Annotated in this window: 22 protein-coding genes; 8 read left to right on the forward strand and 14 right to left on the reverse strand. The window is 68.0% G+C overall.

Annotated elements, in window-relative coordinates; all coding sequences use genetic code 11:
• Positions 1–72: 72 nt before the first annotated feature.
• Both K6L26_RS22650 and K6L26_RS22655 read right to left on the reverse strand, forming a co-directional pair.
• A complete protein-coding gene (locus K6L26_RS22650; protein ID WP_064895186.1) occupies positions 73–2,196 on the reverse strand; it encodes an ATP-dependent DNA helicase UvrD2 in 2,124 nt (707 codons plus the stop codon).
• Positions 2,197–2,241: 45 nt separating this feature from the next.
• Positions 2,242–2,985, reverse strand: coding sequence for an SDR family oxidoreductase (locus K6L26_RS22655; protein WP_064895188.1), 744 nt, complete (start codon positions 2,983–2,985; stop codon positions 2,242–2,244).
• A 72-nt stretch (positions 2,986–3,057) separates the two neighbouring features.
• On the opposite strand from K6L26_RS22655, the gene K6L26_RS22660 reads away from it, so the two are divergent.
• A complete protein-coding gene (locus K6L26_RS22660) occupies positions 3,058–3,525 on the forward strand; it encodes an RrF2 family transcriptional regulator (RefSeq protein ID WP_064895190.1) in 468 nt (155 codons plus the stop codon).
• Positions 3,526–3,528: 3 nt separating this feature from the next.
• Here K6L26_RS22660 and K6L26_RS22665 read toward each other — a convergent pair whose 3' ends face one another.
• Together K6L26_RS22665 and K6L26_RS22670 are read right to left on the reverse strand one after the other, a co-directional pair.
• Positions 3,529–4,413: a dihydrodipicolinate synthase family protein gene (locus tag K6L26_RS22665; protein WP_064895192.1), complete on the reverse strand. Its 885-nt coding sequence runs from the start codon at positions 4,411–4,413 to the stop codon at positions 3,529–3,531.
• A gap of 37 nt (positions 4,414–4,450) precedes the next feature.
• Positions 4,451–5,236 carry an aldolase gene (locus K6L26_RS22670; protein WP_036389989.1) on the reverse strand — a complete coding sequence of 262 codons (786 nt, stop codon included), beginning with the start codon at positions 5,234–5,236 and terminating at the stop codon, positions 4,451–4,453.
• 183 nt (positions 5,237–5,419) lie between these two features.
• Between K6L26_RS22670 and K6L26_RS22675 the strand changes: the two genes are divergently transcribed.
• Positions 5,420–5,719 (forward strand): hypothetical protein, encoded by a 300-nt coding sequence (locus tag K6L26_RS22675; RefSeq protein ID WP_064895194.1) that lies wholly within the window; start codon positions 5,420–5,422, stop codon positions 5,717–5,719.
• A 29-nt stretch (positions 5,720–5,748) separates the two neighbouring features.
• Here the strand turns inward: K6L26_RS22675 and K6L26_RS22680 are convergent, their stop codons facing one another.
• From K6L26_RS22680 to K6L26_RS22690, 3 genes are all read right to left on the reverse strand, one after another.
• Positions 5,749–6,276, reverse strand: coding sequence for a helix-turn-helix domain-containing protein (locus K6L26_RS22680; protein ID WP_221851599.1), 528 nt, complete (start codon positions 6,274–6,276; stop codon positions 5,749–5,751).
• Between the two features lie 83 nt (positions 6,277–6,359).
• The gene (locus K6L26_RS22685; RefSeq protein WP_064895196.1) at positions 6,360–7,373 is read right to left on the reverse strand and encodes an acyl-CoA dehydrogenase family protein; all 1,014 of its coding nucleotides are present in this window, start codon (positions 7,371–7,373) and stop codon (positions 6,360–6,362) included.
• Entirely contained in the window at positions 7,370–8,512 is a 1,143-nt protein-coding gene (locus K6L26_RS22690) for an acyl-CoA dehydrogenase family protein (RefSeq protein ID WP_064895198.1), read from the reverse strand. Before K6L26_RS22690 ends, K6L26_RS22685 begins: the two co-directional genes overlap by 4 nt.
• A 94-nt stretch (positions 8,513–8,606) precedes the next feature.
• Between K6L26_RS22690 and mrx1 the strand changes: the two genes are divergently transcribed.
• Positions 8,607–8,852, forward strand: a complete 246-nt coding sequence (gene mrx1 / locus K6L26_RS22695; RefSeq protein ID WP_043370542.1) for a mycoredoxin Mrx1 — start codon at positions 8,607–8,609, stop codon at positions 8,850–8,852.
• 6 nt (positions 8,853–8,858) lie between these two features.
• On the opposite strand, the gene nudC is transcribed toward mrx1, so the two are convergent.
• Together nudC and K6L26_RS22705 are read right to left on the reverse strand one after the other, a co-directional pair.
• Positions 8,859–9,839, reverse strand: a complete 981-nt coding sequence (gene nudC / locus K6L26_RS22700) for an NAD(+) diphosphatase (protein ID WP_064895200.1) — start codon at positions 9,837–9,839, stop codon at positions 8,859–8,861.
• Entirely contained in the window at positions 9,836–10,930 is a 1,095-nt protein-coding gene (locus tag K6L26_RS22705) for a potassium channel family protein (protein WP_064895202.1), read from the reverse strand. Before K6L26_RS22705 ends, nudC begins: the two co-directional genes overlap by 4 nt.
• Positions 10,931–11,005: 75 nt before the next feature.
• On the opposite strand from K6L26_RS22705, the gene K6L26_RS22710 reads away from it, so the two are divergent.
• Both K6L26_RS22710 and K6L26_RS22715 read left to right on the forward strand, forming a co-directional pair.
• Complete coding sequence (locus tag K6L26_RS22710) at positions 11,006–11,395, forward strand: DoxX family protein (protein WP_064895204.1); 390 nt, start codon at positions 11,006–11,008, stop codon at positions 11,393–11,395.
• Between the two features lie 76 nt (positions 11,396–11,471).
• Complete coding sequence (locus K6L26_RS22715; protein WP_019348245.1) at positions 11,472–12,185, forward strand: VIT1/CCC1 transporter family protein; 714 nt, start codon at positions 11,472–11,474, stop codon at positions 12,183–12,185.
• Between the two features lie 15 nt (positions 12,186–12,200).
• On the opposite strand, the gene K6L26_RS22720 is transcribed toward K6L26_RS22715, so the two are convergent.
• Together K6L26_RS22720 and K6L26_RS22725 are read right to left on the reverse strand one after the other, a co-directional pair.
• Positions 12,201–15,491 (reverse strand): ATP-dependent helicase, encoded by a 3,291-nt coding sequence (locus K6L26_RS22720; protein ID WP_064895206.1) that lies wholly within the window; start codon positions 15,489–15,491, stop codon positions 12,201–12,203.
• The gene (locus tag K6L26_RS22725) at positions 15,488–18,631 is read right to left on the reverse strand and encodes an ATP-dependent helicase (protein WP_064895208.1); all 3,144 of its coding nucleotides are present in this window, start codon (positions 18,629–18,631) and stop codon (positions 15,488–15,490) included. Before K6L26_RS22725 ends, K6L26_RS22720 begins: the two co-directional genes overlap by 4 nt.
• Before the next feature lie 131 nt (positions 18,632–18,762).
• On the opposite strand from K6L26_RS22725, the gene K6L26_RS22730 reads away from it, so the two are divergent.
• Both K6L26_RS22730 and K6L26_RS22735 read left to right on the forward strand, forming a co-directional pair.
• Positions 18,763–19,536, forward strand: coding sequence for an alpha/beta hydrolase (locus K6L26_RS22730; RefSeq protein ID WP_064895211.1), 774 nt, complete (start codon positions 18,763–18,765; stop codon positions 19,534–19,536).
• A 2-nt stretch (positions 19,537–19,538) separates the two neighbouring features.
• The gene (locus K6L26_RS22735) at positions 19,539–19,835 is read left to right on the forward strand and encodes an MGMT family protein (protein ID WP_064895213.1); all 297 of its coding nucleotides are present in this window, start codon (positions 19,539–19,541) and stop codon (positions 19,833–19,835) included.
• 15 nt (positions 19,836–19,850) lie between these two features.
• Here K6L26_RS22735 and K6L26_RS22740 read toward each other — a convergent pair whose 3' ends face one another.
• The 3 genes from K6L26_RS22740 to K6L26_RS22750 all read right to left on the reverse strand — a co-directional run bounded on the left by K6L26_RS22740 (position 19,851) and on the right by K6L26_RS22750 (position 23,114).
• Positions 19,851–20,705 (reverse strand): TIGR02569 family protein, encoded by an 855-nt coding sequence (locus K6L26_RS22740; RefSeq protein WP_064895215.1) that lies wholly within the window; start codon positions 20,703–20,705, stop codon positions 19,851–19,853.
• 36 nt (positions 20,706–20,741) lie between these two features.
• Entirely contained in the window at positions 20,742–21,920 is a 1,179-nt protein-coding gene (gene moeZ, locus K6L26_RS22745; RefSeq protein WP_085980311.1) for an adenylyltransferase/sulfurtransferase MoeZ, read from the reverse strand.
• Positions 21,921–22,076: 156 nt separating this feature from the next.
• Positions 22,077–23,114, reverse strand: a complete 1,038-nt coding sequence (locus K6L26_RS22750; protein WP_019343157.1) for a DUF3152 domain-containing protein — start codon at positions 23,112–23,114, stop codon at positions 22,077–22,079.
• A 202-nt stretch (positions 23,115–23,316) separates the two neighbouring features.
• On the opposite strand from K6L26_RS22750, the gene K6L26_RS22755 reads away from it, so the two are divergent.
• Positions 23,317–23,973, forward strand: a complete 657-nt coding sequence (locus K6L26_RS22755; protein WP_036389995.1) for an HTH-type transcriptional activator FasR — start codon at positions 23,317–23,319, stop codon at positions 23,971–23,973.

The raw sequence follows: 23,973 nt of genomic DNA on the forward strand, positions 1-23,973 counted from the left end.
CTGTGTTACGAGGCTAAAGCCTAACAGCCAAATCGCACAACATATTTTCTACCTGCGGTTTTGGCGTGATCTTTACGAATTCTGGCGGCCTTTGACCAACTCGAGCACGTCGGGACCGTACTGCTCGAGCTTGCGCGCGCCGATTCCGGGAAGAGCCACCAGTGCGGCTTCGTCGGCCGGCAGCGACTCGGCGATGGCGATCAGGGTGTTGTCGGTGAACACCACATAGGCCGGCACCTTCATCTCCTTGGCGACGCGCAGCCGCCATTCCTTGAGCTCGGCGAGCAGCTCTTCGTCGAGGTCCGACGGACAGGTTTCGCAGCGGCGCAACATGATCGCCGGCGGCGTCGTCAACGCGGCATTGCACACCCGGCAGCGCGGGGCCGGGCCACGTTGACGGCGCGTACGGTCCGGGCCCGAGCCGGTGCTGTTCTGCAGCTGCGGTGCGATGCCGTTGAGAAACCGCGACGGCCGACGGCTCTGCCGTCCGCCAGGGGTGCGGGCCAGCGCCCAGCTCAGCCCCAGATGCACCCGGGCCCGGGTGACCCCGACGTAGAGCAGGCGGCGCTCCTCCTCGACGGGCTCGCTGTCCGGCCCGTGTGCGAGCGCATGCGAGATGGGCAGCGTGTTGTCGGCCAGGCCGACCAGGAACACCGCATCCCACTCCAGGCCCTTGGCCGCGTGCAACGAGGCCAGCGTCACGCCCTGCACCACCGGTGGATGCCGCGCGTCGGCCCGCTGACGCAGCTCGGCGACCAGTGCCCGCAGATCCAGCTCCGGGCGCAGCGCCACCTCCTCGTCGACCAACTCGGCCAACGCCGTCAACGCCTCCCAGCGTTCCCGGGCCTTGGTGCCGGCCGGCGGTTCAGCGGTCAGCCCAAGCGGTTCGAGCAGCTCGCGTACCAGCGCGGGCAGGTCGTCTTCGGGGATGTCACGTTCGGCGAAGCGCTGCATGGCCACCAGCGCCTGACGGATCTCCTGACGGCTGAAGAAACCCTCCCCGCCGCGCACCTGGAAGGCGACCCCGGCCTCGGTCAGCGCCTCCTCATAGACCTCGGATTGGGCGTTGATGCGGTAGAGCACCGCGATTTCGGCGGGCTCCGTTCCGTTTTCGATCAGCTTCTTGATATCGCGGGCAACCGCGTGGGCCTCGGCCACCTCGTCGGGATATTCGGAGAACCTCGGCTCGGGGCCGGGGTCACGCTGACCCACCAGATGCAGCTTGCTGCCCGCCATCCGGCCGCGGGCGGCCGCGATCACCCGGTTGGCCAATGACACCACCTGCGGCGTGGACCGGTAGTCACGCTCCAGCCGGACCACCGCGGCGTCGGGGAAGCGCCGCGAAAAGTCCAACAGGAAGCGAGGCGTGGCGCCGGTGAACGAATAGATCGTCTGGTTGGCATCACCGACCACGGTGAGGTCGTCGCGCTCCCCCAGCCAGGCATCGAGCACCCTCTGCTGCAGGGGCGTGACGTCCTGGTACTCGTCGACGACGAAGCAGCGGTAGCGATCGCGGAATTCCTGCGCGACGGCGGCATCGTTCTCGATGGCCGCGGCGGTATGCAGCAACAGGTCGTCGAAATCCAGCAGTGCCGAGCCGTCCCGGCGGGCCTTGAGCTTCTCGTAGTTCGAATAGACCGCGGCAACCTTGGCGGCATCGAACGGAATGTCCCGGCCGACCTTGGCCACCGCGGTGCCGTAGCCCTCCGGGGTGATCAAAGATGCCTTGGCCCATTCGATTTCGCCGGCCAGGTCCCGGACGTCGTCGGTGCTGGTCTGCATGCCGGCCCGGTTCGCGGCTTGCGCGACCACGGCGAACTTGCTGTCGAGAAGTTCCCAACCGGTGTCGCCGACCAGGCGCGGCCAGAAATATTGCAGCTGCCGACGCGCGGCGGCGTGGAACGTCACCGCCTGCACCGCGGCGGTGTTGACCCCGGACTGCTGGCCCAGTGCCCGCAACCGGCCCCGCATCTCGCCCGCGGCCCGCGCGGTGAACGTCACCGCGAGCACCTGGCTGGGGGCGACGTGACCGGCGGCCACCAGATGTGCGATCCGGCGGGTGATGGTGCGGGTCTTGCCGGTGCCCGCCCCGGCCAGCACGCACACCGGACCGCGGGCGGCCAGCACTGCCTCCCGCTGCTCATCGTCCAGATCGCCCAGTGCGGGCGAGGGAGCCTCCAACGGCATGGCGTCCATGGTGTCAGAGACCGGTGACAGTTCCCGGCCCGGCGTGGTCCGGGGCTAGGACTGCCGGCTCAGCCACTGTTCGAAGGTGGTGGGCGCGATGCGCGCGTCCGCGCCGGGCAGCAGGACGTTGCCCGCCATCTCGACACTGAACACAGACGACCACGTCGGCACCAACGTCACCTCCCGGCCCCGGGTGGCCAGGGTCCGACGGGCCATGTCGACCAGATCCTGGGTCTGCGGCCCGGCCACGTCGACGTGGCGCCCACGCGGACCACCCACAACGACTTCGGCGAGCACGGCGGCGATGTCGTCGGGATCGATCGGCTGAACCAGCAGGGGCGCGATCTCGGCACGCCCGTCCTGCTCGGTCCAGCCCACCACCATCTCGGCGAAATCGTGGAACTGGGTGGCCGGCACGATCGTCCACGGCACTGGCCCGGCCTCGATCTGCCTCTCCTGCTCACGTTTTCCGGCGTAATGCGGATTTCCGTCGATGCCATGGATCCCCACGATCGACAGCAGCACGTGGTGAGCCACCCCGGCGCGTTCCTCGGCGGCCAACAGGTTGCGGGTCGCGGTGCCCAGATAGTCCACGGTGCTGTCGCGATCGGTGGGCGGGGCGCTGATCGCGTCGATTACCGCCTGCACCCCGGTCAACGCGGCGTCGAGGCCCTCCCCGGTGGACAGGTCCACGCCGGACGAGCGACTGATCGCCACCACGTCGTGTCCTGCGGCCTGCAGGGCGGCGACGACGCGCGCCCCGATGTTTCCCGTCGCTCCCGCCACTGCGATTCGCATGATGTCTCCCGTCCCGTTCGCCGACTATCACGGACTATATAGGTCCGCAATATCTGTAATACGATAACGGGCGTGAAACTTCCCGTGGCCACCGAGTGGGCGCTGCACTGCGCGACGTCGCTGGCCCAACTGGAACCTGGAACCACGGCATCGGCCGGCGACCTCGCCGAGCACTTCGACCTGCCCGCGGCTTACCTCGCCAAGCAGTTGCAGGCGCTCACCCGTGCGGGTGTGCTGGCCGCGACGACGGGTCCGCGGGGCGGGTTCCGGCTGGGACGCGCACCGGTCGACATCACGCTGCTGCACATCGTCGAGGCCGTCGACGGCGCGGCCCCGCCGTACGAGTGCCGCGAAATCCGCCGGCAGGGCCGCGGCGCCCTTCCCGCCGCCTGGTGCCGCCACGAGTGCATCCTCGCGGTGAAGATGGCCGACGCGCATCAAGCCTGGCGGGCCAGCCTCGACGGCGTCACGCTCGCCGACATCCTCGCCGACATCCCGGCCGCGGCACCAGCGCGTACCCGAAAGTTGTTGGGCAGGTGAGGGTCACGACACAGCGAGGAGCCGGCGCAGTTCCTCGCGACCATCGCCGTCGAGCGGGAGCAACGGCAGCCGCGGCACACCGACGCCCTGGCCCAGCAGCTCCAGTCCGCCCTTGATCGTCGTGGGCAGACCACCGGCGACGATGAACTCCAGGAAGGGCTTGAATTCGGCGTAGACAGCCTCGGCCTTCGCCCAGTCCCCAGCCTGTGCCGCTGCGTAGAGATCCAGGCACGGCTGTGGCAGCAGGTTCGGCGCCGCAGTACACCAGCCCCTGGCTCCGGCCTTGAAAGCCTTGAGAATCATCGGGTTGCTGCCGTTGTAGAACGGCAGCCGACCGTCGGTGAGCTCGGACAGGCGCTCCATGCGGGTGATGTCACCGGTGGATTCCTTGACCATGGTGACGTTGTCGATGTCGGTGAACAGCTGCACCAGCAGTTCCGGTCGCATGTCGATGCCACTGGTCGCCGGGTTGTTGTAGACCATGATCGGAATGCCGATCGCGGCCCCGATCGCCGCGTAGTGCTGGGCGATCTCCCGTTCGGACAGTTTCCAATACGAGATCGGCAGCACCATCACCGCGTCGGCACCGGCCCGCTCGGCATACTGCGCCCGGCGAATGGTGTTGGCCGTGGTCAGATCTGACGCGCCGATGATGACGGGCACCCGGCGGTCGACCACGCTGATCGTGGTGTCGATGACGGTGTCGAACTCGGCTTCGGTGAGGTAGGCCGACTCACCGGTGCTGCCGAGGGGGACGATCCCGTGTGCGCCACCGGCGACCAGGCGGTCGACCAGTGTCGCGAGCTTGCCGGTGTCGATCTGGTGATCCTCGGTGAACGGCGTCACCGGATAGGCGAGAATTCCGTGGATCTCGGTGTGGGTGGGCATCGTGGTGTCCTTTTCGTGTCGTTGTGGGCCGGACGAATCAACTGGTCAGCGCGTCGGGATGGTTGCGGAGCGCCCGTCGGGCGTAGTAGGCGAAATTGGCCTGGCTGCGCTTGGGCCGCAACGTCCAATCGTGGGCCTCGCGCGCCAACCGGGGTGGCAGGTCGGCGATCGTGCCGGCCGCCATGGCAGCCAGTTGCAGTTTGGCGCCGCGCTCGATCAGCATCGCCAGCGAGCACGATTCCTCGATGCTGGCTCCGGCGATCACGTGACCGTGGTGGGCCAGCAGGATGGCCTTCTTGTCCCCCAGTGCGGCACTGATGATCTCACCTTCCTCGTTGCCCACCGGAACGCCGGGCCAGTCAGCCAGGAAGGCGCAATCGTCATACAGCGGGGCGATGTCCATCTGTGATACCTGCAACGGAATTTCCAGCATCGACAGTGCGGCGACATGGAACGGGTGGGTGTGCACGATGCACTGCACGTCGGGCCGCGCACGATAGATCCAGCTGTGGAATCGATTGGCGGGGTTCGCCATTCCTCCGCCTTCGAGAACGTTGAGATCCTCGTCGACCAGCAACAGGTTGTCTTCGGTGATCTCGTCGAAGCCCAGCCCGAGGCGTTGGGTGTAGTAGGTGCCCGGCTCCTCGGCTCGCGCGGTGATCTGGCCGGCCAGTCCGGAGTCGTGACCCGCGTCGAACAAGGCCCGGCAGGTCAAGGCCAGCTTCTGCCGCGTCGTCAGCGTCGACTCCTCGATATGGATGGACAACCCATCGAGCGCACGCTGCATCAGTACTTGTTTCGAATCACCAAGCGTGGTGGTCATCTCGGCATTCCTTTCCGTGTTGAGGTTGCGGAGACACAACACGAACTGTAGGACACATTGTGTCCTACAGTCAACCGCCGTGAACTGACCGAAACGTCCGGCGCGAATATTCGCGTTTCCCTTAGGACACTTGGTGTCCTACGATTGGAAGCGTAGACCGAATCATCGAAGGAGTGAAAAGCCATGACGCACATCGCAACATCCGCGGCGTTATCCATCGGCGCGATCGCGAGCTGGCTCACGGTGGGAGCCGCCGTAAGCGCCGCCGCCCCCACCGGCCCGTCGGCAGCCGAAACGATCGCGCGCTTACAGGCCGACGGCAAGCGGGTGATCGTCAACAAGGTGGGCAGCGGCCCGCTCAGCGCGTGCACCGTGACCAACGTCCGCACGGTCGTGGTCCGGCCTCAGGCCAAGACCGTCACCATCCACGGCCTACCGGATTTCGAACCGATCCCCACGGTGCACGTGAACCTCACATGCTGACGGTCCGCCGGCCCCCGGCGCACGCGCCGTCAGCGGTTACGGCCGTACTCGGTGTGGGTGATCACCAGAACCTCGCTGGGTGCGCTCCCCCGCTGCCGAATCTGGTGCGGCAGGGACGCGTCGAAATAGGCGCAGTCACCGGCCTGAAGGACCACCAACTCGTCCTGGTACCGCAGCTCCACGGTGCCGGCATGAACGAACACCAATTCCTGGCCGGCGTGTTCGGGGTGGGGGTGGTCGGCGAACTTGAGCGTCGGCCGGACGACGAACGGCGACATCGACTTTCCCAGCATCCCGGCGGCCACCGCCTGATACCGGTTGGTCCCCCGCTCACCGGCGCGGTCGACAGCCAACGTCGTGACCGCCGGATCCTCGGAGAACAACTGTGCGACATCGACCTCGAGCGCACGGGCCAGCTTCATCGCGACCGCGATCGACGGAGTGGAACGCTGTCGTTCGACCTTCGACAGGTAGCTCTTGGTCAATCCGGTTGCCTCGGCGAGCCGTTCGAGCGTCATACCGCGCTGTTGACGTACAGCGCGCAACAGGGCACTCATGACACCTCCCGCAGCAGGCAAACGAACGACATGACCACATAGTCCCATATGACAGCAGGTGTCATATGGTCGACATTCCGACGCTAGCCGTCGGTGGCGGTGACCAACGCCCACAACTTGCCGGCGCCCGCCTGGGTGGCATAGTCGCTCAGGACCTGGTCCCAATGAGCCACCGAGCCGTACTCCGAACGCCAGGACAGGGCGGGCATGGTGAACTCGTGCAATCTGTGCTCGTGCGTGGTGCCGATCGCCCCGTGCACCTGGTGAGCGTTGCGCACCACCACCGAAGTGGCATGCCCGACACACGAACGTGCAACGGCGACAAGGAAATCCAGGTGTGACGACGACCAGTCCGATCGCAGCGCCGCGGCCAGGGCACCCTCGGTAGTCGCGCGAGCCAAGGCCGATTCGGCCGCGATGTCGGCCACCAGATTCTGCACGGCCTGAAACTTGGCCAGCGGCCGGCCGAATTGCGTGCGTTCGCGGGTGTGCGCCACCGACAGCTCCAGAATCCGGTCCAGCGCCGCACACACCTGAACCGCGCGCACCAGGGCAGCGCGTTGTGCGAACTGTTCGGCCACGTTGGCGTGCACCGGGTTTCCGGTCAATGTCGCGAGGTCCGCGCGGACGTCGTCGCGCGGTTCCCCGGCGTTGTTGTGTCCGGCGGTGATCGACAGCGACGCGGTGTCCACGTCGGCCACGCGGTAGCCCGTGCCGTCGCTGAAGAGCAGCACCACCTTTTCGGAGTAGGACGCCCACGGCACGGCCCGCGCGGAACCGTCAGCATCGAGCAGGCATGCCGTGCGCCGGGCGTCGTCAACCTCGCGCCCCGCGGTCTCCAACAACCAGCAGGCCAGCAGATCGTGTTCGGCCAGCGGGATCTGCACCCCGTGCCAGGCGGACGCCCGCAGCAACTCGACCGCCTCGGCCCAACCGGCCCCACTCCCGCCGGTCTCCTCGGATCCGGTCAACCGCACCAGACCGAGTTCGCCCAGCCGGCCCCACAATTCGGCGATGGCCTCACCGGGTGCATGCTGTTCGCGATGCGCGGCGAATACCGCCGACATCATCTCCACCAGTTCGGCGTCGACACTCATCTCATCCCCAGTCCCCGCGCGATGACCCCGCGCAACACCTCGTTGGTGCCGCCCCGCAAGGTGAATCCCGGACGCTGGACCACCGCATCGGCCAGCATCGCGTCGTACCCGTCGTCTCCGGTCTCACCGAGCACGTCGGCGAAATCAGCGATGTCACCCTCGGTGGCGGTGCCCAGCACCTTGACCACGGCCGCGGCGGTGTCGGCCGGTTCGTGACGCTCCAGCGCTCCGGCGACCGCCATCGACATCTGGTGCAGGCCGGTGATGCGAGCCAGGTAGCGCCCCAGGTCGGTGTGGCGCGGCAAGGACCCGTCACGCATATGCGTGGCCATGTCGGCCAGCAGCGGGAACGTCGACAGGAAACGCTCCGGCCCGCTGCGTTCGAAGCTCAGCTCCGAAGTCACCTGCTGCCAACCGTTGCCGATGGTGCCGAACACCATGGCGTCGGGCACGAACACCTCGTCGAGGATCACCTCGTTGAAATGATGCTTTCCGTTCATCGAAATGATGGGCCGGATGTCGACACCCGGTGCGCGCAGGTCGACGATGAACTGGCTCAGGCCGTCGTGGCGGTGCGCCGGATCCACCGGCGCACTGCGGGCCAGGCAGATGAAGGCGTGGGCCAGGTGCGCCCCCGACGTCCACACCTTGGCTCCGGTGATCGCCCAGCCACCGTCCACCTGAACCGCCTTGGTGCGCACGCTGGCCAGGTCCGAACCGGAGTCCGGCTCACTCATCCCGATACCGAAATAGCACTCGCCCTTGGCTATGGCCGGCAAGAACTTTCGTCGCTGCTCCTCGGTGCCGTACTTCAGCAACGACGGAACGATCTGCCGGTCGGCGATCCAGTGCGCACCCACCGGCGCGCCCGCCGCCAGGAGCTCCTCGGTGACCACGAACCGTTCCTGGTGACTGCGCCCGTGCCCGCCGTATTCGACGGGCACCGTCATACCCAGCCAGCCGCGGGCGGCCAACGCCCGGCTGAAGTCCTCGTCCCAACCCGTCAGCCAGCTGTCGGCATACCGGCCGATCGTTCCGGCCCGCTGCTGCTCGGCGATGAACTGCCGCACCTGCAGCCGCAACTCGTCGAGCGCATTCGGGTCGCCGGCCACCGGCGGCACCAACCTGGTCATGTTCAGCTCCGTCCACTGCGGATTAGCAACTTACCGCTGTCCGCGGGAGACCTGCGTCACCGCGGGCATCAGACGACGTTTCGGCTACGTTATGTGCACTATGACTGCTACTCCGGCACTGACCATGTACACCACGACGTGGTGCGGCTACTGCTCGCGACTCAAGATGGCCCTGAAGTCAGAAGGCATCGCCTGGACCGAGGTCGACATCGAGCAGGATCCGGCCGCCGCGGAGTTCGTCGGCTCGGTCAACAACGGCAACCATGTGGTGCCGACGGTGAAGTTCGCCGACGGGTCCACGCTGACCAACCCCACCATCAAGCAGGTCAAGGCCAAGCTGGGCTGAGGACCGTCAGTCCAGGGCGGCCCAGGATTCGATGATCTCGCGGGCGATCGAGATCGACCCGGGCAGCAGCAAGCGCGACCTGGAACCGTCCGCCGCACTCCAGTCGCCCTGATCCAGTGCCTCACGGATCTCGGCCCGGGTGAACCAGTCGGCCTCGGCGATCTCGCCGTCGTTGAACGAGAACGGCTGCTCGGGATCGGCGACCGCGTGGAAGCCCACCATCAGCGACCGAGGAAACGGCCAGGGCTGGCTGCCCAGATACTGCACATCGGTGACCGTGAGGCCGACCTCCTCGGCGATCTCTCGCGCCACACAGGTCTCGAACGACTCACCGGCCTCCACGAAGCCGGCCAGGATCGAGAACAACCGCTCAGGCCATGCCGTCTGCCGGGCCAGCACCGCGCGGTCATGGCCGTCATGAACCAGACAGATCACCGCCGGGTCGATTCGCGGGAACTCCTCGTGACCGGTAACCGGATCGACCCGCGACCAGCCGCCTTTCGCCGACCGCGTCACCGCACCGTCTACCGCGCTGAACCGGGCTCGGTCATGCCAGTTCAGCAACGCCGTGGCGGTCGCCACCAACTGCGCACTGACATCGTCGAACACCTCACCGGCCCGGCGTAGATCGAGCACCTCGACCGGCTGGTCCGGGTCGTCCGGCCCCTCCAGGGCGCTGCGGATACCCCAGACATGCCGGCCGTCGGCCAACCGGCCCAGGAACACCGCGTGCTCTGGCGGCTTGTCGCCACCCAGGCTGGACGCCTTGCCCAGCACCACCTGTCCACCGGAGATCAGTACCTGGTTGCGCCGGTCGACCCGCAGCAGCAACGCGTCCCGCCACCCCTCGGTCGCGGCATCGATGTCGGTACGCAGGGCGTCGGCCCGGTCGGCGCCGACCCGCGAGAGCAGAGGCACGTTGCGCAGGCCGAAGGTGAGGCGTTGCGTCGTCCCCCGGTCGCTGCGCTCCTGCCCGCCGACGGTCATCGCTCGGCGTCCGCGCTGCGGATGTACAGCAGCCGGTCGCCGGCCTCCAGCGCGTCGACCTCCGGCGCGTCGACCCGCACCAACCGGCCCTCACGCACCACGCCCAGCACGATGTCGTGCAGATGGCGCGGAGAGCCGCCCTCCTCCTTGGGCGTGACCTCACGCTCGGCGATCGCGAATCCGGCATCCGGTGTCAGCAGATCCTCCATCATCTCCACCACGCTGGGCGTCTGCGTCGCGATGCCGAGCAGGCGACCCGCGGTCTCCGACGACACCACCGTGGAATCAGCACCGGACTGCTTGAGCAGATGCAGGTTGTCCGACTCCCGCACCGCGGCGATGATCTTGGCCTTGGGCGCCAACTCGCGGGCGGTCAAGGTGACCAGGACCGCGCTGGCGTCGTTGTCGGCCGCGACGATGATCGACTTCGCGTGCTGGGCACCGGCCAGCCGCAGCACACTGGAATTCGTGGCATCGCCGTGCACGGTCACCAGCCCTGCGCCTTTGGCCCGTTCCAGCGCGGCCGCGTTCTCGTCAACGACGACGATGTCGGCCGGCGACACCTCGTCACCGACCATTGCGGCGACCGCCGTCCGGCCCTTGGTGCCGTATCCGACGACGACGGTGTGGTTACGCACTTTGTTCCTCCATCGCTGAATCTTCAGCGCCTGCCGGGATTGGGTGGTCAGGGTTTCCACGGTGGTACCGATGAGGACGATCAGGAAGGCCACCCGCAGCGGCGTGATGACGACGACGTTGACCAACCGCGCCGAGTCGGTATACGGCGTGATGTCGCCGTAGCCGGTCGTCGACAAGGACACCGTGGCGTAGTACAGGCAATCCAAGAACGACAGCGGATTGTTCTCATCCGGGAGGCTGTCGACGTCGCGGTACCCGTACCGGTCCGCGTAGACGATGAGCACCGCGGCGAACAGCGCGCCCAACGCGTACAGCACCCGCATGAAGATCTTGCGGGCCGGGCTGACGAACGGCTCCGGGATGCGCAACACATCGACGAGCGCGGCGTCCGGGCGCGAAGTCAGGTTCGAGTCGATTGCGGCGAGGCGGCGCCGCAGCCTGCCTTTAGCCACGCGACCCCATCATCGAGCAAAGCACCCCGGGGCGTGCCGGGATCGTTCCGATCAGACGCACGCCACAATGTAACCATGACCGAACCCGAGGCTCAGCGGATCTCCGCCGCACCCGCCGCCCAACGCATGGCCGCCCTGCTGCTGGGCATGGGCGCACTGCACTTCGTCGCGCCCAAACCCTTCGACACGATCATTCCGGCCGAGTTGCCCGGCAGCGCGCGCTTCTACACGTATGCCTCGGGGGTCGGTGAATTGGCGACCGGCGCGCTCCTGGCCGTGCCCCGCACCCGGCGCCTGGGCGCCCTGGCTGCCGTCGCACTGTTCCTCGCGGTGTTCCCCGGCAACCTGAACATGGTCCGGCTGTGGTGGGACAAGCCGTGGCCCATGCGGATCGCGGCAATCGCGCGGCTGCCACTGCAGATTCCGATGATCACCTCGGCGTTGCGGGTGTACCGCCACTCCTAGCTCCTTCCGCCTGCCGCCGAGTTTGGCAAGGCTATCGTTGCTGGTGGCGTGCAGTTTTCGCCGATATCGTCGGACTGTGACGATCCCCAACCATCCAGCCGAGCCACACGTCGGTTCCCTCTCGTCGAAATTGAACTGGCTTCGCGCCGGGGTGTTGGGCGCGAACGACGGCATCGTCTCCACGGCCGGCATCGTCGTGGGTGTAGCGGCCGCCACAGCGGAGAAGGCGCCGATTTTCACCGCGGGCGTCGCCGGCCTGGCCGCGGGTGCGGTGTCGATGGCGTTGGGTGAGTACGTCTCGGTGAGCACGCAACGGGACACCGAGCGCGCGTTGCTGCGCAAGGAGCGCCGCGAGTTGCGCGACGACCCGGCTGCCGAACTGGACGAACTGGCGGCTCTGTACGAGGCGAAGGGACTGTCGACGGCCACCGCGCGCACGGTGGCCGAGGAGCTGACCGACCATGATGCCTTCGCCGCGCACGCGGAGGTCGAATTGGGCATCGATCCCGCGGAACTGACGAATCCGTGGCAGGCCGCTGCGTCCTCGGCCCTGTCGTTCACCATCGGTGCGCTGTTGCCGCTCATCGCGATCCTGGTACCGCCGACGACGTGGCGGATTCCGGTGACCGTGGTGGCGGTGCTGCTGGCGCTGATGCTCACCGGGGCGGTATCGGCGGGGCTGGGCGGGGCACCGAAGGGACGCGCCGTGTTGCGCAACGTGATCGGTGGCGGCCTGGCGCTGGCGATCACGTATCTGATCGGCCTGCTGGTGGGGACCGCCGTCACCTGACGCCGGCCTGCGGCGCTACGGCTCCCGGACAGCACCTGGGGCGGCGGCCTCCTGGTCTGTCAGCAACGCGACGAGTTCGTCCTCGCCGGGAAGCTCCTCCGGACTCACCGTCTGCCCCGAGCGCACGTAATGGAACGCCGCCCGCACCGACTCCGGTGGGCAACCCCTCAGCGACGCCCACGCCAGGCGATACACCGCAAGCTGAATCGCCGCCTGCGCCATGGCTTCCGGTGTGGCCGGGGGCTCACCGGTCTTCCAGTCCACCACGGTGGTGGTGCCGTCCTCCTGCGCGAACACCGCGTCGATGCGGCCACGCACCACGATGGTGCGGTCCTGCCCGATCGCCATGTCGAACGGCACCTCCACCTCGATCGGAGTACGCGCTGCCCACGGCGACATGACGAAGGCGTCCTGCAACTCGGACAACTCAGCTGCGTGGGCCCGCCCACTGTCACTGTCGACTGCACCGGGCAGGTCATCGAGGTCGAACAACCGCTCAGAATGGAAGAACCGCTGCACCCATTCGTGGAAAGCAGTGCCCAACAGGGCATGCGGATCCGGCCGCTGCGGCAACCTGCGGCGCAGGCGCTGCAACGCGGCCTGTCGATCACGGCTGAGCTCGACCAGTGTGCTGACCGACAGCTGACCGGGAAGCTCGACCGGCGCGGCCTGCGGTGCACGATCACGCTCGGCCAGCAGGGCATCGACGTCGGCGGCCCAGCCTTCCCGATCTGCGCCCTCGTGCTGCTCACCGCCGGTCAGCGCCTGCGCGACCAACCGTGCACCCCGGTCGACATCGGAAACTCGGGCCGGCGCCGCGGGCCAGATGGACTCGACCGTCTTGTCTCGCAACGGGTTTACCTCGCCGGCCGGCGGGTCAGGAGCCCACTGTTCGATCTCGCCGCATGGACGGCCCTGCGCAGCAGCGTCCTCCACGATGGATTTGATCTCACACAGGAAGTCCGACGGGCCACGCGGCTTGCTTTCGGTGGCGCCCCAATGGTGCCCCGAGATCAGCAAGGTGTCCTCGGAGCGGGTGATCGCGACGTAGAGCAGCCGGCGCTCCTCGTCGATGCGCCGCTGTTCGAGACTGCGCTTGTGATCGGAGATCTTGTCGGACAGGATCTTCCGGTCGTTGATGTCTGATGTGTCGAGCACCGGCACACCGAGCTCGGATTCGGTGGCACGGTCACCGCGCAGCAGCGGGGGCAGATCCGACGGATCCGTCAGCCAGGTACGCGCCGACGCCGTCGACGGGAACACCCGGCCACTCAGATGCGGCACCGCCACCACCTGCCACTCCAGCCCCTTGGCGGCGTGCACGGTGAGGATCTGGACCCGATCCTGCGACACCGTCAGTTCGGCTGGGGCCAAACCGTTTTCCACCTCGGTGGCCACATCCAGATAGGCCAGCAAGGCGAGCACCGACCCGCCGGGCCGACCGGCGAAATCGGCCACGAGGTCGCAGAAGGTGTCGAGGTTCTCGGTCCCCGTCCAGCCCGAGGCGACCGGACGGGCGGCGCGCGCCTCAGCGTCGAGGCCGGTGACCCGCCGCACCTCGGCCACCAACTCGGGTAGCGGATGGCTCAAATGCGCGCGCAACATGGTCAACTCACGCCCGAGTGCCTCGATCCGCTGATAGCCCGCCGGTGAGTAGTGCTCGGCGGCGCCCGGATCGCAGAGCGCATCGGCCAGGCACGCAGAGTCGGCGTCCGGGGCGGCCTGTGCCACGATCTCGGCGGGGCTGGGCTCCCCCACCGTCCGGTCATCCAATTCTCTGGCCCGCCGCCACAACGCGGCGATGTCACGGGCACCGAACCGCCACCGCGGCCCGGTCAATACCCGCATCACGGCCGAACCCGCGGTAGGATCGGCGACCAGCCGCAGCATGGCGACCAGATCGGCCACCTCGGGCACCGCCAACAACCCGGCCACTCCGACCACCTCGACCGGTACGCCGCGGACGCTCAGTGCCTCGGCCATCGGCGCGGCATCGGCGTTGCGGCGGACCAATACCGCAGCGGTGGGCGTGTCCGCCCCCTGAGCCACCGCGCCGTGGTAGATGCGAGCCAGATGGTCTGCCACCCAGTCACGTTCGGCCTCGACATCATTGAGCAGTGCACACCGGATGGTGCCGGGCTCGGCGTCCGGCCGCGGCCGTAACTCGTGCACGGTCACCGAACGCCGGCGCGCCTCGGCCGACACCGCGTTGGCCAGATGCAGGGCGCTGGGCGGATTGCGCCAGCTGGTGCGCAACTCCAACGTGGGCGCGGGGGTTCCGTCGGCCATCGGAAAGTCGGTGGTGAACCGGGGCAGGTTCGTCGCCGACGCGCCCCGCCAGCCGTAGATGGACTGGATCGGGTCCCCCACCGCGGTCAGCGCCAGGCCGTCGTCGACACCGCCGCCGAACAATGAGGACAACGCCACCCGCTGAGCGTGCCCGGTGTCCTGGTACTCGTCGAGCAGCACCACCCGGAAGCGTTGCCGCAGTTGTTCGCCGACCTGGGGGAAGCTCGACGCGAGACGCGCCGCGGCCGACATCTGCATCCCGAAATCCATCACCTTGTCGGCACGCATCCGCTGGTGCAGCGCATCGATCAACGGCACCAGCTCGGTACGTTCGGTCTGGGTGGCCAACATCTTCAGCAGCCATTGGCTGGGTCCGCGATCCCGCTGGTACGGCCCGGCCGGCAGGGTGTGCACCAGCCGCTCGAGTTCCACGTGGGTATCGCGCAGCTGATCGGTGTCGACCAGATGCTCGGCGAGCGCGCCGGCCAGCCGCAGCACCATGTCGGTGACGGCGGCCGGCGTCTTCTCGATGGCCAGCTGGCCGGGGTGCGCACACACCACCTCGAACGCCAACTGCCAACGCTCCGTTTCGCTGAGCAGACGAGCGTCCGGTTCGACCGGCAGCAGCAGCCCGTGCTCGCGCAGCAGCGTGCCGGCGAACGCGTGATAGGTGCTGACCGTCGCCGTCTCGTCAGCACCCCCGGCCGGAGGCGCGAGCCCGGCACCGGCCAAGCGGGCCAGCCTGGTCCGCACCCGCCGTAACAACTGGCCCGCGGCCTTGCGGGTGAACGTCAGCCCCAGCACCTGCGATGGCGTGGCATAGCCGTTGGCCACCAACCAGACCACCCGCGCGGCCATGGTCTCGGTCTTGCCGGCGCCCGCACCGGCAATGACCACGACCGGCCCGGGCGGCGCGGCGATCACCGCGGCCTGCTCATCAGTCGGCGGGAAAAGACCGAGCGCAGTGGACAATTCGGCCGGGCTGTAGCGCACGCCGGCCGCCGCGGTTTCCGTCATGGCCGCTCCCCCACAGCCTGGGCCGGGCACGACGACCGCACCGGGCAGTTTGCGCAGCCGTCGTTGACCCGGGCCGCGAACTGCGGCCCGGCCGTGGCGGCCGCGGCGGCGGCGACGGTGCCCAACCAGTCGGTCCGGGTATCGGGTGTCATCGGATCCTGTTCACGTTCGGTGGCGCCGGCTGCCCCCGCCTTGCCCAGGTATACCAACCGGCCCCCACCGGGTTCGTCACCGTGCGGCAACAGCCCTGCGGCGACCGCGAGCTGGTAGGTGGCGAGCTGGGCGTGCTTCTGCGCATCGTCCTTGGTGACGGGGCTCTTGCCGGTCTTGAGATCGACTACGACGAGCCGGCCCGCCTGGTCCCGCTCGAGCCGGTCCAGCCGTCCCCGCACCTGCACACCTGGCCCGTCCGGCCCCGGCTCGACGATCACGCCGTCGACATCGATCTCCGTGGCGATCTCGGTCAGCTGAGTCCGCGAGTCGGTGCGCCACCGGGTGAAGGTCTCGAGCATCTCCCGGTGCCGCGACAATTCATTGTCGGAATACCACTTCGCCTCGAAAGGCAGATCCTCCCAGACTTTTTCCAGATCGTTGATCAGCTGGCCCTCGGTCTTGCCGGAATCGGAGACCAACGCGTGCAGCAACGATCCGACGGTGGAGCGCACATCGCGTCCGTCGCTGCCACCGTGCCGCTCCAGCAACCAGCGCAGCGGGCAGTCGGTGAGCATCTGCAGCGTCGACGGCGACAGCGTGACCACATGTTCGGGATCCGACCACAACGGCTCTTCCGTGGACAGCGAGGTCATGGTGTGCCATTGCGCCGGGTCGGCCCCGGGCACCCCGGCTGCGGCCAAGCGGGCCAACTGCGTTGCCGCGCAGGACCGTGACTCGTCATCGACCGCCCCTTCCGGCGCGCACACCACCGCCCGAAGCCGGCCGACCACTGCCGACGGCAGCAGTACCCGCGGCGCGGCCAACGGCGGCAGCGGCACGTATTCGGTGGCCACTTCGGCCAGTTCGGCGCAGAAGAGCGAAGGCAGCAGCGATTCGTCGCCGCCGTCGCTGTCGACCGCGGTCACCAGCAGCCGGGTGCGGGCCCGGCCCATGGCGGCCATCAACAGCCGCCGCTCCTCGGCGAGCAGTGGCGCACGTGTCGACACCGCACGATCATCCGGCGCGGCCACCCCGTCGAGCACATCGACAAGGCGCTGCGTGCCCAGGATGCCGCCCCGTGGAACGGTGTTGGGCCACAAGCCTTCCTGTACGCCCGCGATCACCACGAAGTCCCATTCCCGGCCGAGTGCGGCATGGGCGCTGAGCACCGCGACCGCCTCGGTCTGCCGGCTCGCTTCCGAAGCCGACATGGACGTTCCCAACGTCACCACGTGGTCCACCAGCCCGCGCAGCGTCGCTCCCGCCGTACGGCTCACGTACTGGTCGGCCACATCGAACAACGCTGTCACCGCGTCCAGATCACGGTCGGCCTGCGCGCCGATGGTGCCGCCCCGCTCGCTGGCGGCCAGCCAGCGTGGCTGCAACCGGCAGGCGTTCCAGGCCTGCCACAGGGTGTAGCGCGGGTCGGCACCGTCACGCTGACTGCGGCGGGCCGCGGCCAACACGGACCGCAGCCGGCGCAGCGGCTTGGCGTGCTCAGCCGACAAACCAGCCGGCTCGCTGTCGATCGCGGCCACCAGCAGATCGGTGAAATCCCTTGGCGGCGTGGAACCGTCGACGCGGCGCAACGCGCGCCGAAGCTGCCGCAGGGTCACCGGGTCGACGCGGCCGATCGGACCGGTGAGCAGGCTGATCGCACTGTCGCCGTCCAACCGCCCGGAAGCCGTCGCCTCCAACACGGTAAGCAGAGCCGCGACCGCGGGCTGCTGCGCGAGCCCCAGATCGGGGCCCGTGGCCTGCACGGGCACCCCGGCGCTGCTGAGCGCTCGCGCCAGCGCAGCTCCCACCCGTGGAATCGAGCGCACGACGACAGCCATCTGCGACCACGGCACCCCGTCGACCAAATGGGCGCGCCGCAGGGCATCGGCGATGAACGCGTTCTCGGCATGCGGCGTGGCCGCCATCCGCAAGGTCACTTCGCCCTGACCGCGCTCAGGATTGCCCTCCAACACCCGGGCCGGACCCACACCGGGCAGGCGGCGGGCGATGCCCGAGATCGCCGCGGCCACGGCAGGGGCACAGCGGTAGGACTGGCTCAAGGTGATCGCCGGGGTGGCGTCGCTGTGGTCGCGCAACAACGCCGGATCGGCGCCCCGGTAGCCGAACACCGACTGGTCCGGATCGCCCGCGATGACCGTCAGCCCCACCCGGGCGGCCAAGACCCGAACCAGTAGGGCGGCCTGCGGATCGAGGTGCTGTGCATCGTCGACCAACAGCAGGCTGATCCGCGCGCGTTCGGCAGCCAGCAGGTCGGCGTCGGTCCCCAGTGCATCCAACGCCGCACCGACGAGCTCGGCTGCCCCCAGTGCCGGCACGGTGGCCTGCGGCGCGGCCATACCGACTGCCGACCGCAGCAGCATGATCTGCTCATAGGCCTGCGCAAAACGGCCGGCCGCCAGCCATTCCGGGCGCCCGGCCGAGCGGCCGAGGCGTTGTAGGGCACGCGGATCCACCCCGCGCTCGGTGCAGCGGGCCAGCAGATCGCGCAGTTCGGTGGCGAAACCCGCGGTGCTCAGCGCCGGCCACAACTGCTCGGGCCACCCCACGGGTGAATTGACACCGTCCTCCAGATCGCCGGCCAGCAGCTCACGGATGATGCCGTCCTGCTCGGCGGTGGTGATCAGCCGCGGCGGCGGGTCACCGTTGCGCTGGGCCGCCAACCGCAACACCGCGAAGGCATAGGAGTGCACGGTGCGCACCAGGGGTTCCCGCACCACGCCGTGTGTTCCCGCCCCGAGCAGCCGCGCTGTGATGGCAGCCCTGGCGTCCGCCCCCATTCGAGCCGAACCGGTCAGCAACAGCACCGACTCGGGATCCGTACCGGCCGTGATGTGATCGACCGCGGTGTTGATCAACAACGTGCTCTTGCCGGTGCCCGGACCGCCCAGCACCCGCACCGTCCCGTCGCGGCCGGGTGCCAGCAGCTCGGTGCCAGCCAGGGTGGGCTGGAGGTGTTGTGCGGTCATGGGATGCATGACACCAGAGGGGACCGACAAGTAGCGGAGCGGATTGGAGCGAGTAGCCCGACAAGTAGCGGAGCGGATTGGAGCGAACGACCCGACAAGTAGCGGAGCCTGAGCTCTGGCAGCATCAACGTATGTCTGCCGACAAGTTGCACGTCTACCGCTACGGCCCCGAACAGGCGCCCCAACTCCTGCTCATCCACGGCTTGACCGGGCATGGTCAGCGTTGGAAGACGCTGGCCGAGCAGCACCTGCCGGGGGTGAGTGTGCTCGCCCCGGATCTGCTCGGGCACGGCCGCTCGTCGTGGGCCGCCCCGTGGACGCTCGACGCGAACGTCGCGGCGCTGGCGTCACTGCTGGACGGCCCGACCCTGGTGGTCGGGCATTCGTTCGGCGGCGCGGTGGCGCTCAATCTCGCTGCCGCACATCCGGATCTGGTCAGCGGGCTGGTGTTGCTGGACCCTGCCGTGGAACTCGACGGCGAGTGGATGCGAGAGATCGCCGACAGCATGTTGGCCTCACCTGACTATCCCGATCGTGCCGAGGCGCGCGCCGAGAAGGCCGACGGTTCGTGGGGCGAGGTGGATCCGGCCGAGTTGGACCGTGACCTCGACGAGCACCTGGTCGAGTTGCCCGGCGGTCGTTACGGGTGGCGGATCAGCGTTCCGGCCATGTTGTCGTATTGGAGCGAGCTGGCCCGCCCGGTTGCACTGCCGCGCAAGGGCACTCCCACGGTCCTGGTGCGTGCCACCCGCACCGACCCGCCGTATGCGCGTGACGGCCTCATCGATGCGTTGGGAGAGCACCTCGGTGCGGATTTCACGCTGCTGGATTGGGATTGCGACCACATGGTCGGCCAGGCCAAACCCGCCGAGACCGCGAAGTTGATCCTCGAGCAGCTGGGCTAGCCATGCCTGCCGTCACCGAGGAACAGGTCGAGACCGTAAGGTCGCTGGTCGCCGCGGTCCCCGCCGGGCGGGTCTGCACCTATGGCGACATTGCCGATGCCGCAGGGCTTTCCAGCCCGCGGATCGTCGGTTGGATCATGCGGACCGATTCCTCGGACCTGCCCTGGCATCGGGTGATCACGGCGTCTGGACGGCCGGCCCCGCACCTGGCCGGCCGGCAGTTGGAACGGCTGCGGGCCGAGGGTGTGCTGGCCGTGGACGGGCGGGTGCGCCTGGCCGAGTACCGGCACCAGTTCTGACCGAAGAAAACGGAGCTAGAGGATCAAGCGGACCAGAGAGGCGGTGCGCGCCAGGCCCGGGAACGCGGCCGCGGTGGACCGTGGATGCAGGGCGTGCACAGCCAGGCGGAACATCAACGCCCGCAACAGCATCTGCGGCCATTCGGGCAGAGACTGCCAACGCTCGATCAGGCCGTCGTCGGCGTCGTCCCAGGACAACGCGTCGACCACCACCACGCCCGCGGCCCACGGCGCCGGACGCCAGTACGGGGTGATGTCGGTGATCCCCGGCGCCGCCGTGCCCGCGAAAAGCACTGTGCCGTAGAGATCGCCGTGTACCAGTTGGCTGGCACTGCGGGTCGGCCTGCGCAGACCGGCCAACTGATTGATCAGCTCCACCGAGCGCTGGCCGTCCGATGAGCCCGGCGACACGCGGGCGCCGGGCGGCAACGAGTGCAGCGGCCGGTCCTCCCACGCGGCCCGGTCAGCGGCGATGAACACGTCGACATCGGCCCACGGCGCCACCGGGGGCTGGGTGAGGAAGCGCGGCCGTTCCAGATTCGCCGTCGCCTCGTGTAATCGCACTGCCGCCGACACCACCTCGTCGTGACGGGGTTCGGGCGTGCCGGCGACGAAAGTATCGGCCCGCCACCCGGCCACCACGTATCGACCGTCCGTCGAACGGACCGGGCGCGCCAGCCGCACCCCGTCGACGAACAGTGATTCGCGCACCTTCGCCGACCACGCCGCACGGGCGTGCTCGGGCACCATCGACATCACGACTTCGCCGCAGCGCCAGCCACCCTCCCAGCTTGAGCCGAGCGGTACCGGGCGCACCCCGGACAGGCCGAACGCCGCCAGCACATGTTCCGGCGGCCGTTCCACACTCACAGCCTCAGCCTAAGCTGTTGACCGGCAAACCAGCCGTCAGTACATCACCATGTCGGGCTCGAGTTGCTTGGCCCAGGCCACAATTCCGCCCTGCAAATGCATCGCGTCGGAAAATCCGGCCTTCTTGACGATGGCGAGCACCTCGGCCGAGCGAATTCCGGTCTTGCAGTACAGCACCGGGGTCCGGTCCACAGCGAGCTTCGCCAACGCATCGCCCGACTCGAAAGACGGCTTGGGGATGAGCTCGGCGCCCTCGATGTGATTGATATCCCACTCGACGGGTTCGCGGACGTCGATCAGCGCCAACGGCTTCCCGGAATCGATGAGTTCCTTGAGCTCCAGCGGGGTGATCGTAGAACCGACCGCCGCATCGGCGGCGGCGTCGGAAACCACACCGCAGAACGCCTCGTAGTCGATCAGCTCGGTGATCTTCGGGGTGGCCGGATCCTTGCGGATCCGGATGGTCCGGTACGACATCTCCAGCGCGTCGTACACCATGAGCCGGCCCAGCAGCGGCTCGCCGATGCCGGTGATGAGCTTGATGGCCTCGGTTCCCATCACTGATGCGATGGAGGCGCACAGGATGCCCAGCACCCCGCCTTCGGCGCACGAGGGAACCATGCCCGGTGGCGGCGGCTCGGGATACAGGTCGCGGTAATTGAGACCGAGGCCGTCGGGCGCGTCCTCCCAGAACACCGACACCTGGCCTTCGAACCGGTAGATCGAGCCCCACACGTAGGGTTTGCCCGCCAGCACCGCGGCGTCGTTGACCAGGTAACGCGTCGCGAAGTTGTCGGTGCCGTCCAGGATCAGGTCGTACTGGCTGAACAGCTCAACGGCGTTGTCGGGCTCCAGCCGGAACTCGTGCAGGTTCACCGTGACCAAAGGATTGATCTCCTGCACCGACTCCTTGGCGCTCTGCGCTTTGGACTTCCCGATGTCAGACTGGCCGTGGATGATCTGGCGCTGCAGATTGGACTCGTCGACCACGTCGAACTCGACGATGCCGATGGTGCCCACCCCGGCCGCGGCCAGGTAGAGCAGGGTCGGTGAACCCAGTCCGCCGGCCCCGATCACCAGGACCTTGGCGTTCTTCAGCCGCTTCTGCCCGATCACGCCGACATCCGGAATGATCAGGTGCCGGCTGTAGCGCGTCACTTCTTCGCGGGTCAGCTCGGCGGCCGGCTCAACCAACGGCGGTAACGACACGTCCAAATTCGCGGACACCGTATGTCTCCTCAGTTTTTCTGGTCAGTTCATCGTCCCAGCTGCTCGTACCCACAACGGTAATCGGGTGCTGATGCTTCCCGCGCCCCGGTCACCCAGACGGCACTACGGGAGTCGCCGGCTGGGGCACCAGCGGCGGCTCCGTCAGGCGATCGGATACGGCCAGGGATTGAATCGGCAGGTCAGGCCGTCGGCCTTGACGGTTCCGGGGTCGAACTTCGCGGCGTCGTCGTTCGAGGTGGAGAACGTCTGCTGCATCATGATGGGCGCCAGCTTGCCGTTGGCCTCGCAGGCTTCGTGCCGCTGGTAGCCGATGGCGTGACCAACCTCATGGTTGATCAGGTACTGCCGGTACGAGCCGATGTCACCTTGGAATGGCACCGCGCCGCGCACCCAGCGGGCCTCGTTGACGAAAACTCTGGGCTGATTCCCGTCGAACGACGGGTTGTAGCACGACGACTCCAGCTCGATGTCATAGCCGCAGCCCTCGCGCACGGTCATGGGCGAGGTCAGTGACACCCGGAAGTCGGGTTCGACGCCGCTGCTCGCGTCCACCCGGGTGAACGCGAACAACCCGTTGTGGGTCCAGCTCTTCGGGTTGGCCAAGGTCGAGCTGACCATCTGGGCGAAACCTTCGTCACCGCCGAAGGAAGTGGTGTCCACCCCGTCTTCCACCTCGACGGTGTAGGTGAAGGACTTCGTGGTGCCCTCACCGATCTTGGGTGTGGTCCCCGGCACGATCCGCCACGTCCGCGCCCCGGCCTCGGTGAACTGGCCGCCTGCGGGCAGGATGCCGGTCGGCAGATTCGCGTCGAACTGGGTCAGCCCCTTGGGCGGCGCGCCGATGATCGAAGTGCTGGCCACGTCGATGGTGGGCGGTCCCTGCACCGGACCCTCGTCCTCCTCGGCGGAGTGCGGCGCGCTGGTGCCGGTGATGGTCTGGTAAATCACCACCACTGTCAGCACGATGAGCACCGGCAGCGCATACGCGCGCCAGCCGTAGGTGGACACGAAGCGGCCGATCCATGTCTGCTTACGCCACTGCTGGTGGTCGTCCCGATTCGATCGCGCTCGTCCTGAGTCAGCGGCGATCGGATCTCGCTGAGCGCGTAGCGGCTCCCGCCACTCGTTGCGCAGCGCCGGGACACGGCCACCCCCGCGACGTCCCGGGTCGTAGGTCACGGGAACCAGAATGGCACAGACTCCTGTGGATCGGTTCTCAGCGCAGCTATGCCGTGACCACGCCGGTGTCATTTCGAAACCCACGCCGGTTTGTGCGGTGACCGCGCGACGAATTCGGCGCGCCACGGTAGTAGTGTCGGTGCGATCAGCGGCTCGGATGATCATGTCCAAGTGCGCCAGAGCAATACAGATTGAGGACCTGATGAGCGATCTCGCCAACACCGCCGAGAGGAGAGGTGACAAGCCGACGGCCGCTGGTCGACGCGGCAACCGCCTGCCTCGTGACGAGCGGCGCGGGCAGCTGTTGGCGGCCGCCAGCGAGGTATTCGTCGAGCGTGGCTACCACGCGGCGGGTATGGACGAGATCGCCGAACGCGCAGGCGTGAGCAAGCCTGTTCTCTATCAACACTTCTCGTCGAAGCTCGAGCTGTACCTGGCGGTGCTGCAACGCCACGTCGACAACCTGGTGTCCGGCGTGCGTCAGGCGCTGCGCACCACAACCGACAACCGGCAACGGCTGCGCGCGGCCGTCGAGGCGTTCTTCGATTTCATCGAGCACGACAGCCAGGGCTACCGGCTCATCTTCGAGAACGACTACGTCAGCGAGCCGCAGGTGGCGGCGCAGGTGAAAGTGGCCACCGAGGCGTGCACCGACGCGGTGTTCGATCTGATCAGCCGCGATTCTGGACTCGAGGCACACCGCGCCAGGATGATCGCGGTCGGATTGGTGGCGATCAGCGTCGACTCGGCGCGGTACTGGCTGACCAACGACCGGCCGATCGACCGGAATACCGCCGTGGATGGCACGGTGCAGTTCGCCTGGGGCGGACTGTCACACGTGCCACTCACCCGGTCGTAG

The organism is Mycobacterium farcinogenes (assembly GCF_019739075.1).
Lineage (GTDB): Bacteria > Actinomycetota > Actinomycetes > Mycobacteriales > Mycobacteriaceae > Mycobacterium > Mycobacterium senegalense.

What these genes read in the sequence shown, in the direction of transcription:
- K6L26_RS22680 (WP_221851599.1), bottom strand. Translation starts at nt 6,276, where the DNA reads ATGAGTGCCCTGTTGCGCGCTGTACGTCAACAGCGCGGTATGACGCTC.
- mrx1 (WP_043370542.1), top strand. Translation starts at nt 8,607, where the DNA reads ATGACTGCTACTCCGGCACTGACCATGTACACCACGACGTGGTGCGGC.
- K6L26_RS22655 (WP_064895188.1), bottom strand. Translation starts at nt 2,985, where the DNA reads ATGCGAATCGCAGTGGCGGGAGCGACGGGAAACATCGGGGCGCGCGTC.
- K6L26_RS22730 (WP_064895211.1), top strand. Translation starts at nt 18,763, where the DNA reads ATGTCTGCCGACAAGTTGCACGTCTACCGCTACGGCCCCGAACAGGCG.
- K6L26_RS22670 (WP_036389989.1), bottom strand. Translation starts at nt 5,236, where the DNA reads ATGACCACCACGCTTGGTGATTCGAAACAAGTACTGATGCAGCGTGCG.
- K6L26_RS22665 (WP_064895192.1), bottom strand. Translation starts at nt 4,413, where the DNA reads ATGCCCACCCACACCGAGATCCACGGAATTCTCGCCTATCCGGTGACG.
- K6L26_RS22710 (WP_064895204.1), top strand. Translation starts at nt 11,006, where the DNA reads ATGACCGAACCCGAGGCTCAGCGGATCTCCGCCGCACCCGCCGCCCAA.
- K6L26_RS22755 (WP_036389995.1), top strand. Translation starts at nt 23,317, where the DNA reads ATGAGCGATCTCGCCAACACCGCCGAGAGGAGAGGTGACAAGCCGACG.
- K6L26_RS22685 (WP_064895196.1), bottom strand. Translation starts at nt 7,373, where the DNA reads ATGAGTGTCGACGCCGAACTGGTGGAGATGATGTCGGCGGTATTCGCC.
- K6L26_RS22725 (WP_064895208.1), bottom strand. Translation starts at nt 18,631, where the DNA reads ATGACCGCACAACACCTCCAGCCCACCCTGGCTGGCACCGAGCTGCTG.
- nudC (WP_064895200.1), bottom strand. Translation starts at nt 9,839, where the DNA reads ATGACCGTCGGCGGGCAGGAGCGCAGCGACCGGGGGACGACGCAACGC.
- K6L26_RS22650 (WP_064895186.1), bottom strand. Translation starts at nt 2,196, where the DNA reads ATGGACGCCATGCCGTTGGAGGCTCCCTCGCCCGCACTGGGCGATCTG.
- K6L26_RS22675 (WP_064895194.1), top strand. Translation starts at nt 5,420, where the DNA reads ATGACGCACATCGCAACATCCGCGGCGTTATCCATCGGCGCGATCGCG.
- K6L26_RS22720 (WP_064895206.1), bottom strand. Translation starts at nt 15,491, where the DNA reads ATGACGGAAACCGCGGCGGCCGGCGTGCGCTACAGCCCGGCCGAATTG.
- K6L26_RS22735 (WP_064895213.1), top strand. Translation starts at nt 19,539, where the DNA reads ATGCCTGCCGTCACCGAGGAACAGGTCGAGACCGTAAGGTCGCTGGTC.